15 protein-coding genes and 1 tRNA gene are annotated in these 13,092 nt (G+C 65.7%); 8 read left to right on the top strand and 8 right to left on the bottom strand.

What is annotated here, in order from left to right; translation table 11 throughout:
* Positions 1-22: 22 nt before the first annotated feature.
* Positions 23-952, top strand: a complete 930-nt coding sequence (locus AC1Q7F_RS26215) for a class I fructose-bisphosphate aldolase (RefSeq protein WP_492511502.1) — start codon at positions 23-25, stop codon at positions 950-952.
* A gap of 80 nt (positions 953-1,032) precedes the next feature.
* Complete coding sequence (gene thiE, locus AC1Q7F_RS26210) at positions 1,033-1,659, top strand: thiamine phosphate synthase (protein ID WP_492511501.1); 627 nt, start codon at positions 1,033-1,035, stop codon at positions 1,657-1,659.
* A 16-nt stretch (positions 1,660-1,675) separates the two neighbouring features.
* Here thiE and AC1Q7F_RS26205 read toward each other — a convergent pair whose 3' ends face one another.
* The gene (locus AC1Q7F_RS26205) at positions 1,676-2,122 is read right to left on the bottom strand and encodes a VOC family protein (RefSeq protein ID WP_492511500.1); all 447 of its coding nucleotides are present in this window, start codon (positions 2,120-2,122) and stop codon (positions 1,676-1,678) included.
* 60 nt (positions 2,123-2,182) lie between these two features.
* Between AC1Q7F_RS26205 and AC1Q7F_RS26200 the strand changes: the two genes are divergently transcribed.
* The gene (locus AC1Q7F_RS26200; protein WP_492511499.1) at positions 2,183-2,770 is read left to right on the top strand and encodes a TetR/AcrR family transcriptional regulator; all 588 of its coding nucleotides are present in this window, start codon (positions 2,183-2,185) and stop codon (positions 2,768-2,770) included.
* Between the two features lie 3 nt (positions 2,771-2,773).
* Here the strand turns inward: AC1Q7F_RS26200 and AC1Q7F_RS26195 are convergent, their stop codons facing one another.
* The gene (locus AC1Q7F_RS26195; protein ID WP_492511498.1) at positions 2,774-4,561 is read right to left on the bottom strand and encodes an ABC transporter transmembrane domain-containing protein; all 1,788 of its coding nucleotides are present in this window, start codon (positions 4,559-4,561) and stop codon (positions 2,774-2,776) included.
* 212 nt (positions 4,562-4,773) lie between these two features.
* Here AC1Q7F_RS26195 and rpmE point away from each other — a divergent pair, with 212 nt between their 5' ends.
* Positions 4,774-4,995: a 50S ribosomal protein L31 gene (rpmE, locus tag AC1Q7F_RS26190; RefSeq protein WP_416621429.1), complete on the top strand. Its 222-nt coding sequence runs from the start codon at positions 4,774-4,776 to the stop codon at positions 4,993-4,995.
* Between the two features lie 135 nt (positions 4,996-5,130).
* On the opposite strand, the gene gor is transcribed toward rpmE, so the two are convergent.
* The 3 genes from gor to AC1Q7F_RS26175 all read right to left on the bottom strand — a co-directional run bounded on the left by gor (position 5,131) and on the right by AC1Q7F_RS26175 (position 7,798).
* A complete protein-coding gene (gene gor / locus AC1Q7F_RS26185; RefSeq protein ID WP_492511497.1) occupies positions 5,131-6,498 on the bottom strand; it encodes a glutathione-disulfide reductase in 1,368 nt (455 codons plus the stop codon).
* Positions 6,499-6,582: 84 nt separating this feature from the next.
* A complete protein-coding gene (gene cysQ / locus AC1Q7F_RS26180; protein ID WP_492511496.1) occupies positions 6,583-7,362 on the bottom strand; it encodes a 3'(2'),5'-bisphosphate nucleotidase CysQ in 780 nt (259 codons plus the stop codon).
* A 175-nt stretch (positions 7,363-7,537) separates the two neighbouring features.
* Entirely contained in the window at positions 7,538-7,798 is a 261-nt protein-coding gene (locus tag AC1Q7F_RS26175; protein WP_492511495.1) for a BrnA antitoxin family protein, read from the bottom strand.
* A gap of 218 nt (positions 7,799-8,016) precedes the next feature.
* On the opposite strand from AC1Q7F_RS26175, the gene AC1Q7F_RS26170 reads away from it, so the two are divergent.
* Entirely contained in the window at positions 8,017-8,739 is a 723-nt protein-coding gene (locus AC1Q7F_RS26170) for an SOS response-associated peptidase (RefSeq protein ID WP_492511494.1), read from the top strand.
* A complete protein-coding gene (locus AC1Q7F_RS26165; protein WP_492511493.1) occupies positions 8,736-9,281 on the top strand; it encodes a thermonuclease family protein in 546 nt (181 codons plus the stop codon). The genes AC1Q7F_RS26170 and AC1Q7F_RS26165 overlap by 4 nt, the downstream gene beginning before the upstream one ends.
* Positions 9,282-9,350: 69 nt before the next feature.
* On the opposite strand, the gene AC1Q7F_RS26160 is transcribed toward AC1Q7F_RS26165, so the two are convergent.
* Positions 9,351-9,425: transfer RNA gene (locus AC1Q7F_RS26160), tRNA-Val, on the bottom strand.
* A 173-nt stretch (positions 9,426-9,598) separates the two neighbouring features.
* Between AC1Q7F_RS26160 and AC1Q7F_RS26155 the strand changes: the two genes are divergently transcribed.
* On the top strand, positions 9,599-10,408 hold the full coding sequence (locus AC1Q7F_RS26155) for a DUF3108 domain-containing protein (protein ID WP_492511492.1): 810 nt from the start codon (positions 9,599-9,601) through the stop codon (positions 10,406-10,408).
* A gap of 1 nt (position 10,409) precedes the next feature.
* On the opposite strand, the gene gph is transcribed toward AC1Q7F_RS26155, so the two are convergent.
* Positions 10,410-11,087 carry a phosphoglycolate phosphatase gene (gene gph, locus AC1Q7F_RS26150; protein ID WP_492511491.1) on the bottom strand — a complete coding sequence of 226 codons (678 nt, stop codon included), beginning with the start codon at positions 11,085-11,087 and terminating at the stop codon, positions 10,410-10,412.
* Positions 11,088-11,172: 85 nt separating this feature from the next.
* On the opposite strand from gph, the gene glmU reads away from it, so the two are divergent.
* On the top strand, positions 11,173-12,531 hold the full coding sequence (gene glmU, locus AC1Q7F_RS26145; protein ID WP_492511490.1) for a bifunctional UDP-N-acetylglucosamine diphosphorylase/glucosamine-1-phosphate N-acetyltransferase GlmU: 1,359 nt from the start codon (positions 11,173-11,175) through the stop codon (positions 12,529-12,531).
* A gap of 49 nt (positions 12,532-12,580) precedes the next feature.
* On the opposite strand, the gene AC1Q7F_RS26140 is transcribed toward glmU, so the two are convergent.
* Positions 12,581-13,072, bottom strand: coding sequence for a YajQ family cyclic di-GMP-binding protein (locus AC1Q7F_RS26140; protein WP_492511489.1), 492 nt, complete (start codon positions 13,070-13,072; stop codon positions 12,581-12,583).
* Positions 13,073-13,092: the final 20 nt, after the last annotated feature.

Below are 13,092 nucleotides of genomic sequence, written 5' to 3'. Positions count from 1 at the left end.
CCGAACTGGCAGGAAATCGAAGATGAAGCTGACCCGCCGCGTTAAGGAAATCCTTTCCTGGTATGAGAGCGACAATCCCGGCACCAAGGCCAATCTCGCCCGCATCCTGATGGAAGGCCGCCTGGGCGGCACCGGCAAGCTGGTGATCCTGCCGGTCGATCAGGGTTTCGAACACGGGCCCGCCCGCAGCTTCGCCATGAACCCCGCCGCCTATGACCCGCATTACCATTTCCAGCTGGCCATCGATGCCGGGCTGTCGGCCTATGCCGCCCCGCTGGGCCCGCTGGAGGCCGGAGCGGCCACCTTCGCCGGCTCTATCCCGCTGATCTTGAAGATGAACAGCGCCAACAGCCTGTCGCGCTTCAAGGAAAATGCCGACCAAGCCGTGACCGCCAGCGTCGATGACGCGCTGCGCATCGGCGCATCGGCCATCGGCTTCACCATCTATCCTGGCTCCGACGCCCAGTTCAACCAGTTCGAGGAAATCCGCGAACTATCGCGCGAGGCCAAGTCCAAGGGCATCGCCACCGTCATCTGGTCCTATCCGCGCGGCGGCGACATCTCCAAGAAGGGTGAGCTGGCGCTGGACGTGGACGCGTATGCGGCCCACATGGCGGCCCTGCTGGGCGCCCACATCATCAAGGTCAAGCTGCCCACCGCCGACCTGGAACAGGACGAGGCACGCAAGATCTATGAAAAGCACAATATCCCGCGCGAGACCCTGGCCGAGCGCGTGAAGCACGTCACCCAGGCCTGCTTCAACGGTCGCCGCATCGTTGTGTTCTCCGGCGGTGCCGCCAAGGGCGAGGATGCGGTGTATGAGGATGCCCGCGCCATCCGCGACGGCGGCGGCAACGGCTCCATCATCGGCCGCAACGCGTTCCAGCGCTCGCGCGAGGACGCGCTGGCCCTGCTGGACAAGCTGGTGCGCATCTACCAGAACAAGGAATAAGTCCTTATACTGGTGACGTTAGGGGGCCCGGCGCGGATGGTTCCGCGCCGGGCCCTTTCTTTTATCGCACAGAGAAAATCATGTCCGACTGCCGCCTCTACCTGATCACCCCGCCGAAGATCGATCTGTCCAGTTTCTCGACTCTGCTGGCATCGGCATTGGATGCCGGCGATGTGGCCTGCGTGCAGCTGCGGTTGAAGGATGTGGGCGATGACGAGGTGCGCCGCGCTATCGACGCGCTGAGGCCCGTGGTGCAGAGCCGGGAGGTTGCCTTCATCCTGAACGACCGCCCCGATCTGGCGGCAGCCGGCGGCTGCGACGGCGTGCATGTCGGGCAGGAGGACACCCCCTATGCCCAGGCCCGCAAGATCATGGGCCGCGACGCCATTGTCGGCGTCACCTGCCATGACAGCCGGCATCTGGCCATGGTGGCCGGCGAGGACGGGGCCGACTATGTCGCCTTCGGCGCCTTCTTCGACACCGCCACCAAGGAGCCCAAAGCCCGGGCCGAGCCGGAGATCCTGTCCTGGTGGCAGGAGATAATGGAAGTACCGTGCGTGGCCATCGGCGGCATTACCGTGGAAAATTGCGCCGTCCTGGTCGATGCCGGGGCCGATTTCCTGGCCGTCAGCGGCGGGGTGTGGAACCACCCCGATGGCGCCGCCGCCGCTGTGAAGGCGTTCAACGAGGTGATTGCGGGGGGGTAATCGCCCCCACTTCCGCTCAAGCCCCCGTCTCCGCATTCCAGCGACGCTGCATCTCCTCCGGGCTGACCTGTTCGATGGTCTGCGACAGCATCCAGCGATGGCCGAACGGATCCATCACCATGGCGCTGCGTTCCCCGAAGCTCTGGTTCGCGGCGGCACGGATGACCATCGCCCCGGCCGCTGCCGCACGGGCCAGATCCTCATCCACCGCCTGGGTGGACAAAAACAGGGTCACCGGCGTGCCACCGATCGTATCGGGGCTGAGCGCACCGAAATCCGGATATTCATCCGACAACATCACGGTACTTTCGCCCAGCCGCAGCTCGGCATGGCCGATCCGGCCATCCATCGGGTCCGTCATCCGGAAAATCTCCACCGCTCCGAAGGCGCGACAGTAGAAGTCGATGGCGGCACTGGCATTCTTCACCGTGAAATAGGGCATGACCCCGGTAATGCTGGACATTTTGCACCTGTCGTCGTTTAATTTTAATTACGATACGTTTCGTTTCGAAATGAGTCAATGATGAATGATGTGAAGCCGCGCGGCCGTCCGCCCAGCCCCGCCGCCCGGGAAAAAGCCCTGGCGGCGGCGCATGCGATCTTGATGGAGGAAGGGTTCGGCCGTCTGACGGTGGAGGCGGTGGCGGCCCGGTCGGGTGTGGGCAAGGCCACGCTCTATCGGAACTGGACCAATGCCTGTGAATTGGCCATGGCGGCGCTGATCGATGGCACCCCGATGGAGCCCGCCCGCGGGGATTGGGGCCTGAAGACGGCACTGACCGCACAGATGCAGGCCCTGGTGAAGGCGTTCGCCACCACGCGTGGGCGTCAGATCGCCATGACGCTGGCCGCCGCCGATCCGGAAAGCGAGATGACGCGAGCCTTCCGGAACCGCGTGATCCTGTCCAGCCGCGAAGCGGGGCGGCAATTGATCCATGATGCTGCCCGGCGGGGCGAAATCCCGCCGCCGGTGGAGATCGAGACCCTGCTGGACATGGTCTATGGTCCCGTCTTCTATCGCATCCTGGCGGGGCACCAGCCCTTGAACGCCGCCTTCGCCGAAAGGCTGGCGGCAAACGCAGTCACCATCCTGACGGCGACGCACCCCTGACCCTCACGCGAACTGCAAAGCCGCCAAACGGGCATACAACCCGCCGCGGCGGAGCAGTTCCTCATGCGTCCCCTCCTCCACCAGCTTGCCAGCATCCAGCACCACAATGCGATCGGCATTGACGACCGTGGCCAGGCGATGGGCGATGATCAGGGTGGTGCGGCCCTTCATCAGGGTTTCAAGGGCCGCCTGCACCACGCGCTCGCTTTCCGCATCCAGGGCCGAGGTCGCCTCATCCAGCAGCAGCACCGGCGCGTCACGCAGGATGGCGCGGGCAATCGCGATGCGCTGGCGCTGCCCGCCCGACAGGCGCACACCCTTTTCGCCCAGGAACGTGTCGAACCCTTCCGGCATGGCCTGGATGAACTCCAGGGCATGGGCGGCCGATGCCGCCGCCCGCACCTCCGCATCCGACGCACCGGGACGGCCATAGCGGATATTCTCCATGGCGCTGGTGGAAAAGATGACGCTGTCCTGCTGCACGATGCCGATGCGGGCGCGCAGGTCGGCCGGATCGGCCTGGGCGACATCCACCCCGTCCAGACGGACGCTGCCCTGCTGCGGATCATAAAAGCGCAGGAGAAGCTGGAAGATCGTGGTCTTGCCGGCACCCGACGGGCCGACCAGGGCCACACGCTCCCCCGGATGGATGGTCAGGTTCAACCCGTCCAGCGCGCTGTCCTTGGGCCGGGAGGGATAGTTGAAGCGCACGCTGTCGAACCGCACCTCGCCCCTTGTCGGCGACGGCAGGGGCAGCGGCTGGGGCGGTGCCCGGATGTCCGGCACGGTGGCCAGCAGGTCGAACAGCCGTTCCGTGGCGCCGGCGGCGCGTGACAGGTCGCTGGCCACCTCCGACAGGGCGCCAACCGCACCGGCCACCATGACGGCGTAGAAGACGAAGGCGGAAAGCTGGCCGCCGCTGATGCGTCCGGCGATCACGTCATGACCGCCGATCCACAGCACCATGCCGATGGCCCCGAACACCAGCACGATGACCAGCATGGTCAGCCAGGACCGCGCCTTGATCCGGCGCAGCGACACGGTGACCGTCTCCTCCACCCTGTCGCGGAACCGGTTTATCTCCATCGGCTCCCGTCCGAAGGCCTGGACGGTGCGGATGCCGCCCAGCACCTCGTCCACCGTGCTACCGATATCGGCGACGGCGTCCTGGCTGGCGCGCGACAGGGTGCGGACCTTGCGGCCGAAAATGATGATGGGTGCCACCACCAGCGGCACGACCAGCAGCACCAGCCCCGTCAGTTTGCCCGAGGTCAGGGCCAGCAGCACCAGCCCGCCCACCAGCATCAACCCGTTGCGCAGCGCGATGGACACGGATGTGCCGATCACCTGCTGCAGCAGGGTGGTGTCGGTGGTCAGGCGCGACAGGATCTCCCCCGTCCGCGTCGTCTCAAAAAAAGCCGGGGATTGGGTGACCAGATGGTCGAAGACCTTGCGCCGGATATCGGCCACCACCCGCTCCCCAATCCAGGAAACCAGATAGAATCGGGCGAAGGTGGAAACGGCCAGCAGCACGATGACCACCAGCATGACCAGCAGCGCCTGATTCAGCAGGTCGGCATTGCCCGCCGCGAATCCGCGATCGACCAGTGCCTTCAACCCCTGGCCCAGCCCCAGCACCGTGCCGGCCGCGACCACGAGGGCGGCGGTGGCGCCGGCCATGGCGGCGCGGTAGGGTTTCAAGAACGGCCAAAGCAGGCGCAAAGGCTTCAGATCGCGGCGATTCTGCCCCTCGGGCGGGGTAGGTTCGGCGCTGCTGTCACGAAAGACCAAGGAAGTTGCTCCGCATGCAAGAAAGCGGGTGGAAATCAGAACCATCCCGTGGTAACCGCATGTCCGCGTCAGGGCAACCACAACGCCCCGATAACATAGCTGCCGCGCCGAACACGTATCAGCCCAGCCTTGCGTCACCGCATGGCCGGACGGGGTTGCCATCACCCCTGGCTTGGTATAAAAGCGCGGCTTCGATTTAGGGACTGCCGACCATGAAGCCTGATATCCACCCCGCGTACCACGAGATCACCGTCGTCATGACCGATGGTAGCTCCTTCAAGACCCGCACCACCATGGGCAAGGCCGGCGACACGCTGCGTCTGGACATCGATCCGAAGTCCCACCCGGCCTGGACGGGCGTGCAGAAGCTGCTGGACACCGGCGGCCAGATCGCCAAGTTCAACAAGCGCTTCCAGAGCTTCGGCCTGAAGTAAGCAGCTTGGCCACAAGGCACGTAAAAAGCGCCGCCGGGAACATCCTGGCGGCGCTTTTTACGTTTGTGGCTGGCGTTTGTCCTCCCATCATCCAGGCTTTTGCCGGAATAATGGGAGAGGGCGACTTAAAAGCGATCACACCGGATCGGGCGACTTGGTGCGCAGGGTGACGAATTCCTCCGCCGCGGTGGGATGCAGGCCGATGGTGTTGTCGAAGACCTGCTTGGTCGCACCGGCATTCATGGCAACGGCGATGCCCTGGATCATTTCCGGCGTATCGCTGCCCACCATGTGACAGCCCACCACCTTCTGCGTCTCCCGATCCACCACCAGCTTCATGAAGGTCCGCTGGTCGCGGCCCGAGAGCTGATGGCGCATAGGCTTGAAATTGGTGCGATAGATATCGACACCGCTCGGCAGGGTGGCGCGGGCCTCTTCCTCCGTGATGCCGACCGTGGCGACGGGCGGGATGGAGAAAACGGCCGTGGGGATATTGTCGTAATTCACATCGCGCGCACGGTTGCCATACAGCCGGTCGGCCAGCACATGCCCCTCGGCCAGGGCCACGGGCGTCAGGTTGACGCGGTTGGTGACATCGCCCAGGGCATAGAGGCTGGGAACGGACGTCTGGTACTGGTCGTTGACCTTGATGGCCCCGGCATCGTCCAGTTCCACGCCCAGCTTTTCCAGCCCCAGCCCCTTGGTTAGTGGCTTGCGGCCGATAGCGTAAACGACCGCGTCGCATTCGATGCGCTGCCCGTCAGACAGATGGGCCAGCAGGCCGGTCTCCGTCTTCTCGATCCGGTCGATGATGACATTCAGGCGCAGGTCGATGCCGGACTTGCGCACCTCATCCGCCACGAATTCCCGCACATCCAGATCGAAGCCGCGCAGGATCTGCCGGCCGCGATAGAGCTGGGTGACTTTCGCGCCCAGGCCATTGAACAGACCAGCGAATTCCAGCGCGATATAGCCGCCGCCGGCAACGACAACGCGGCGTGGAAACGCCTTCAGATAGAAGATTTCGTTGGACGTGATGCCATATTCCCGCGCGCCGGGCTCCTGGGGCAGTTCAGGCCAGCCGCCGGTGGCGATCAGGATGCGCTCCGCCGTCACGCGGCGGCCGTTCACCTCCACCGTGTGGGCGTCCACGATGGTGGCGCGGCCTTCGAACACGGTGACACCAGCCCCTTCCAGCAGACGGCGATAGATGCCGTTCAGGCGCGCAATTTCCTTGTCCTTGGCCGCGATCAGGGCGTTCCAGTCATGGGTGGGCCTTTCAACCTGCCAGCCAAATCCGGCCGCATCCTCGAACGCCTGGCCGTATTCGGCGCCATAGACCAGCAGCTTCTTGGGCACGCAGCCGACATTAACGCACGTGCCGCCGAAATAGCGTTCCTCCGCCACCGCCACGCGCGCGCCATGCCCCGCCGCGATGCGCGACGCCCGCACCCCACCCGAACCGGCGCCGATGGTGAACAGGTCGAAATCGAACTGGGACATGATGGGAAGCCCTGCGCTGAGATGGATCTGAGGGATATGTAGGCGCGTTGCCGCCTTATCGCTGTGACGGCGGTCGCACACCTGTCATGCCCCGCCCCAGGCCACGAAATGCGGGTTCAGGAAGGTGGGGGCCTTGCCATAGGGGAAGGGTTCGCCATCCAGCAGCGTCAGGATGCCGCCAGCCCCCAGCAGCACGGCATGGCCGGCGGCGATATCCCATTCGCAGGTGGGCCCCAGACGCGGATACACATCGCCCACTCCCTCAGCCACGCGGCAGAATTTCAGGGAGCTGCCGGCCGCCACCCGGTCGGCCACGCGCCGCCCGGCCAGGAATTCCTCCACGGCTTGGTTATCGGCATGGCTGCGCGAGGTCAGGACGGTCAGGCCACGGGCGGGCACAGGGCGGACGCGAATGGGCTCGTCCGGCTGCCCGGCGCGACCGCGCACAGCGGTGCCGGGGCCCGACGCGGCATAGATGGTGCCGTCCACAGGCAGCATGACGACGCCCAGGACGGGCAAACCATCCTGGACCAGGGCGATGTTCACGGTGAACTCGCCATTGCGCTTGATGAATTCCTTGGTGCCGTCCAGCGGATCGACCAGCCAGAAGGTACCGGCGGCGATGTCCGGGATGCGCCCGGCAGCCACCTCCTCCTCCGTCACCACGGGGATGGCGGGGGTCAGGGTGCGCAGGGCCGCCAGGATGATGGCGTCGGCATCATTGTCGGCGGCGGTGACAGGGCTGCCATCGGCCTTTTCAACGGCGTCGGTCCCGGCCTCGTAATGGCGCAGGATGGCCGCAGATGCCTTTTCGGCGGCGGCGCGGACGGCGGGCAACAGGCCAGCCAATTCTTCGGGTGACATGGGCGAAGGCTCTCCTGGCCAAAATTCGCCCGATCATAGGGAATGAAACGCCGGGAGCAAGCCACATAAACGATGCCCTCAGGCGTCGGGCGCGGCCATCCGGCCGCTTGGCTACGCGCGCATGAGCGCGCGGGCGCTCAACGCGCCAGCCAATCCGGCAATAGCCAGATTGGCTTCACTCCCCATCGTCATGGTCGGCCATGTAGGCGCGCAGGGCCGCGTTGATGCGGGCCTGCATGGCGCGGTCACCGCCGCCGGAACGGCGGAACCAGTCCACCAGATCACCGTCCAATTGCAGCGTGATGGCGCGGCGGTCCGTACCGCGCGGACGGCGCGGCGGCCAGATATGGGCGGATTGAACCTCCCCCGACTCATCGGGCCTCAGAAGGGCGGCACGTTCTGCCGCAGTAATGACGACACCAGACATATACGACATGCGCGTTCTCCCGTCGGCCCTGACGGCCGGCCAGCTTTCATGCCCCTGTCGCCCCAACGGAGAAGTTAAACGAAGGTTCCGGTCCCGGCCTGTGACTTCACGGTGACTTTTCCTTCACGCATCATATTGGAAACACCTGTCGCCCCGACAAGGGGTCCTGTTCAACCCGCTTTCGTGCCGATACTCTGGCCACAGCGTAACAAGGGGACGATGCCTTCATGTGCGGGCGGTTTGTGCAGAAAAGCCTGGAGGATATGGCAGCGGCCTTCGGCGCCACGCTGCGTGCCGACATGGCCCCCCGGCATTTGGTCGCCCGGTACAACATCGCGCCGACGGCCGCGGTGGGTGTGATCGGGCTGGACCGGACCGGGGCACGGTCGATGACCGCCATGCGCTGGGGTCTGGTGCCGTCCTGGGCCAATGACGCCTCTGGCGCGGCCCGCATGATCAACGCTCGCAGCGAGAGCGCGGCGGACAAGCCATCCTTCCGCGAGCCCTGGCAGAAGCGGCGCGCCATCATCCCCGCCGACGGATTCTATGAATGGCCGCAGACGGGCGAGCGCAAGCAGCCCTGGTTCGTGGCCCGTGCCGACGGCGCCCCCATGGCCTTCGCCGCCCTGTGGGATGTCTGGCACGGCGGGGCGGATGGGCCGTTATTCACCTGCTGCATCCTGACCGCCCCCGCCAATGACGAGTTGGCCCGTATCCATGAGCGCACGCCGGTGATGCTGATGGATGATGGCGCCATCCAGCGCTGGCTGTCACCCACGACGCCGGAGGTCGTGCGTCACGGGCTGATGCGGGCACCGGCGGCCGGCGCATTGAGCCTGCGACCGGTGACGCCGCGGGTCAATGCCGTGCGCCATGACGGGCCGGACCTGCTGGCCCCGTACCAGCCAGAGGCGGCGGCCGCGCCCAAGGCCGTAGGGAGCCTGCTGTGAGGATCGGGATGGCCCTGGGGCTGATGGCTCTGCTGGGACTGGCACCCGCCGCTCTGGGCCAAGCCGGCGGTGAGGCACCGGTAAAGGGCATCGGTGCCGCCAAGGAAGGTGATCTGGTCACCGTGAAGGGCCAGGAATTCCGCCTGTTCGGCATCGATGCGCCCGACAAGGACCAGAAATGCCTGAATGTGCGGGGTCGCGAATATAATTGTTTCGCCCTGTCCACCCGCATCCTGGGCCTGTTGATCAACAATATGAATATCGAATGCACGCCGCGTGGCCAGTCGCCCGCCGTGGGGCCGAAGCTGGCCATCTGCCGGGCAGAAAATGGCGACGATCTGGCCTATGCCATGGTGGAGCGCGGCATGGCCCTGGCCTATCGCCCGCTCAGCTTCGACTATGTGTCGATCGAGGCGCGGGCCATCTCTTTCCGCCGGGGCCTGTGGGCCGGCCGGGTGGAACCGCCCTGGCTGTGGCGGTCGCGCCAGACGGAAGAGAAGCTGAACGAGATGCGCAACCCGAAAGCAGCCGGGGCGCAGTGAGCGACCCTATACCCCCAAAGCAAAAAAGCCGCCGGCTTGTGGCCAGCGGCTTTTTTTGGGACCGGAGGATGGTGGGCGCGGCAGGGATTGAACCTGCGACCCCCGCCGTGTGAAGGCGATGCTCTCCCGCTGAGCTACGCGCCCATCCGTCGTCGGTGGAGCGGGGTTCTAAGGGGTTGGCGGCGACCTGTCAAAGGGAAAAATCCCAGGGCCTGCGATTTTTTCCGCCAATGCCTGGGAAAGCCTTGTCGGCTGCGGGTTCCAGGCCCACATTGCCGATAGACCCGCCACCGTAAACATTGGGAGGCCGAACCGATATGCGTGCCCTGAGCTGCCTGCCGATCGCGTTTCTGGCCCTCGCGCCGTCCTTTCCGGCCAGCGCACAGGACAAGCCGGGTGACCTGGCGCTGACCTATTCGGTGCATGTGGGCGGCATGCATGTGCTGGATGCCGATGCGAATATGGCGCTGGGGGCCGACGGCTATCGCGCCGGCCTGCGCATGCAGACGGACGGGTTCCTGGGCCGCGTGGCGCAGTGGAAAACGGATGTGCAGGCCCAGGGCAACCTGTCCGCCGCCCTGCCCCGCCCGCGCCAGTTCACCGCCCATGGCAGTTGGCGCGATCAGCCGCGCCTGACCACGGTGGATTACACCCCCGACGGCACCCCCACCCTGACCCTGGCCGATCCGGAGCCGGAGAAGGACCGGGAGCCTGTGCCTGCCGATCTGCGGCTGGGCACCGTGGACCCGGTTTCGGCCATCGTCGCCGTACTGGACAAGGTGGCCAAGGCGGGGAATTGCGACATCACCGTCCCCGTCTATGACGGGCGCCAGCGATACGACCTGATCTTCGCCACGCAGAACGAAACGGTGCTGGAGGCAAGCAGCCTGTCCGTCTATGCCGGGCCGGCAACCGCCTGCACGGTGCGCTACAAGCCGCTGGCCGGCCGCTGGAAGGAGAACCGGCAGCGCGACCGCGATCGGGAGGGGGCGAAGCCCAAGGACGTACCCGTCACACTCTATATTGCCCCCGTCGTGGCCGGCGGTCCGCCCGTGCCTGTCCGGCTGGAGATGGACAGCGCGCTGGGCGCCGTGAAGATGCACCTGTCAGCGGTGAGGGCCGGATAGGTCAGGCCAGTCGCGCCAGCCCCGCTGGCAGGTCCGCAAACCTGTCGATGATGATGTCCGCCCCCAGCTCGGCCAGCGGCATGCGCGGATATCCGTAGGCAACGGCTACCGCCGGCACGCCGGCCCCCCGCGCCGCCGCCACATCATTGGCATTGTCGCCTACCATGACCGCCCCGGAAGCCCCGACGCCCAGACGGTCCATCACCCACAGCAACGGGGCCGGGTGCGGTTTCTTCTCCGCCACCGTGTCACCACCGGCGACGGCATCGAAGAAGGGCGCCAGGCCCAATTCCGCCAGCAAATCGTGGCTGATGCCCGCCGGCTTGTTGGTGCACAGGCCCAACCGATGGCCGGCCGCCTTCAGCGCCGCCAGCGTTTCCATCACGCCGGGATAGACACAGGCGCGATCGACCGGCAGGGCACCGTAAAGGTCGAGATAGCGGGCGGTCATCGCGGCCAGCGCATCGGGCGCCAGGGCCGCACCGGTGGCCGCGAAAGCCCGTTCCACCAGGCGGGCCACCCCATCGCCGATCATGGCATGCACGTCCGCCAAGGGCAGTTGCGACCGTCCCTCCTGCGCCAGCAGCCGGTTCAGGCCAAGGGCGATATCAGGGGCGCTGTCAATCAGGGTGCCGTCGAAATCAAAGATGATCGCGGGGAACCGCGCAAGGATGCTCATGTCGTCTGCCGCTTCCGCTTGGCGTGGCCGGGGGATTCTATGGTACAGCGGCCAGCATGGATAACCAGCCGCCCGGCCCGCCACCATGACTGAACGCTCGCTCGCCTGCATCATCCTTGCCGCCGGCAAGGGTACGCGCATGAAATCCGCCTTGCCCAAGGTGCTGCACCCGCTGGGCGGGCTGCCCATGGTCAAACATGTGGTGACGGCGGCCGAAAGCCTGTCGCCACAGCGCATCGTCGTCGTGGTCGGGCCCGGCATGGACAATGTCGCCGCCGCCGTGGCGCCGCATGTCACGGTCGTGCAGGCGCGGCAGCTGGGCACCGGCGATGCAGTGAAATCGGCGCTGGGGGCGCTGGAGGGGTTCACGGGCGATGTGCTGATCCTTTATGGCGATTCGCCGCTGATCACGCCCGCCACCTTGTCGGCCATGCTGGCGGCCCGGCGCGGGGCGGGCGATCCGGCGGTGGTCGTGCTGGGCATGCGTCCCGCCGATCCCGGCGCCTATGGCCGCCTGATTCTGGATGCGGATGGCGGGCTTGAAAAGATCGTGGAGTTTCTGGACGCCACGCCGGCGGAAAAGGCCGTGACGCTGTGCAATGCTGGCTTCATGGCGTTCGACGGGGCACGGATGGGCGATCTTCTGGCGGCAATCGGCAATGACAATGCCAAGGGCGAGTATTATCTGACCGACGCGGTGTCCGTGGCACGGAGCCGAGGATATGCCTGCGCCGTGGTCGAGGGTCCGACCGATGACACGGCCGGGGTCAACAGCCGGGCGGAACTGGCGATCATCGAAAAGATTTTCCAGAACCGGCTGCGACGGGCCGCCATGGATGATGGCGCCACCCTGCTGGACCCCGACACGGTCTATTTCGCGGCGGACACGGTGCTGGGCCGCGACGTGACCGTGGGCCAGAATGTGGTATTCGGTCCCGGCGTGACGGTGGAGGACGGGGTGGAGATCAAGCCCTTCTGCCATCTGGAAGGAGCCATTATCCGCAAGGGCGCCATCATCGGCCCCTATGCCCGCCTGCGGCCCGGTACGGATGTAGGCGAAGGGGCGCATATCGGCAATTTCGTGGAACTGAAGAATACCCAGTTCGGGGCCGGCGCCAAGGCCAACCACCTCACATATCTGGGCGATGCCGATGTCGGCGGCGGCAGCAATATCGGGGCCGGCACCATCACCTGCAATTATGACGGCGTCCTGAAGCACCGCACCCGTATCGGGCAGAATGTGTTCATCGGCACCCATTCCACGCTGGTGGCACCGGTCGCAGTGGGCGACGGCGCCTACACCGCGGCCGGCACGGTGGTGACGCGGGATGTGGCTGCGGATGCGCTGGCCATTTCCCGCGCCCCACAGGAGGAGAAGGCTGGCTGGGCGTCGCGTTACCGCGCGGCCAAGCTGGCGCTGAAGGCCGCAATGGGGAAGAAGTGAGAGCGCAGGTCGGGGTGAGCATCAGCGCGCCCCGACCTGACCGGCGACATCAATCGCGAAAATTCACATATTGCAGCGGCTGTTCAATCTTCAGCCCCTTGACCAGGGCGATGGCGGCCTGCAGATCGTCAAGCTTCTTGCCGACCACGCGCAGTTCGTCGCCCTGGATGGAGGCCTGGACCTTCATCTTGCTGTCCTTGATGGCCTTGTTGATCTGTTTGGACAGTGCCTGATCCAGGCCCTGCTTGACCTTGATGGTCTGGCGCAGCGTGCCGCCGGCGGCGTTTTCTTCCTTGCCCCAATCCAGGCAACCGGGGTCCAGCTTGCGGCGCACGAAATAGCCCTTCAGCATTTCCTGCAACTGCGCCAGCTTCAGCGCATCCTCGGTATGGATGTGAATCTCGTTTTCCTTCTCCTTCAACTCCAGGGTGGATTTGGAACCCTTGAAGTCGAAGCGGGTCTGCACCTCGCGCAGCACGGCCTGTACGGCGTTGTTAACCTCGGCGATGTCGGTCTTGGAGACGATGTCAAAGGAAGGCATCGGGGATCGGTTTCCTGGCA

Source organism: Niveispirillum sp. GW835-FHT14G11 (genome assembly GCF_058793615.1).
The sequence above is the reverse complement of the archived record's forward strand: the minus strand, read 5'-3'. Positions and strand labels throughout refer to the sequence as shown.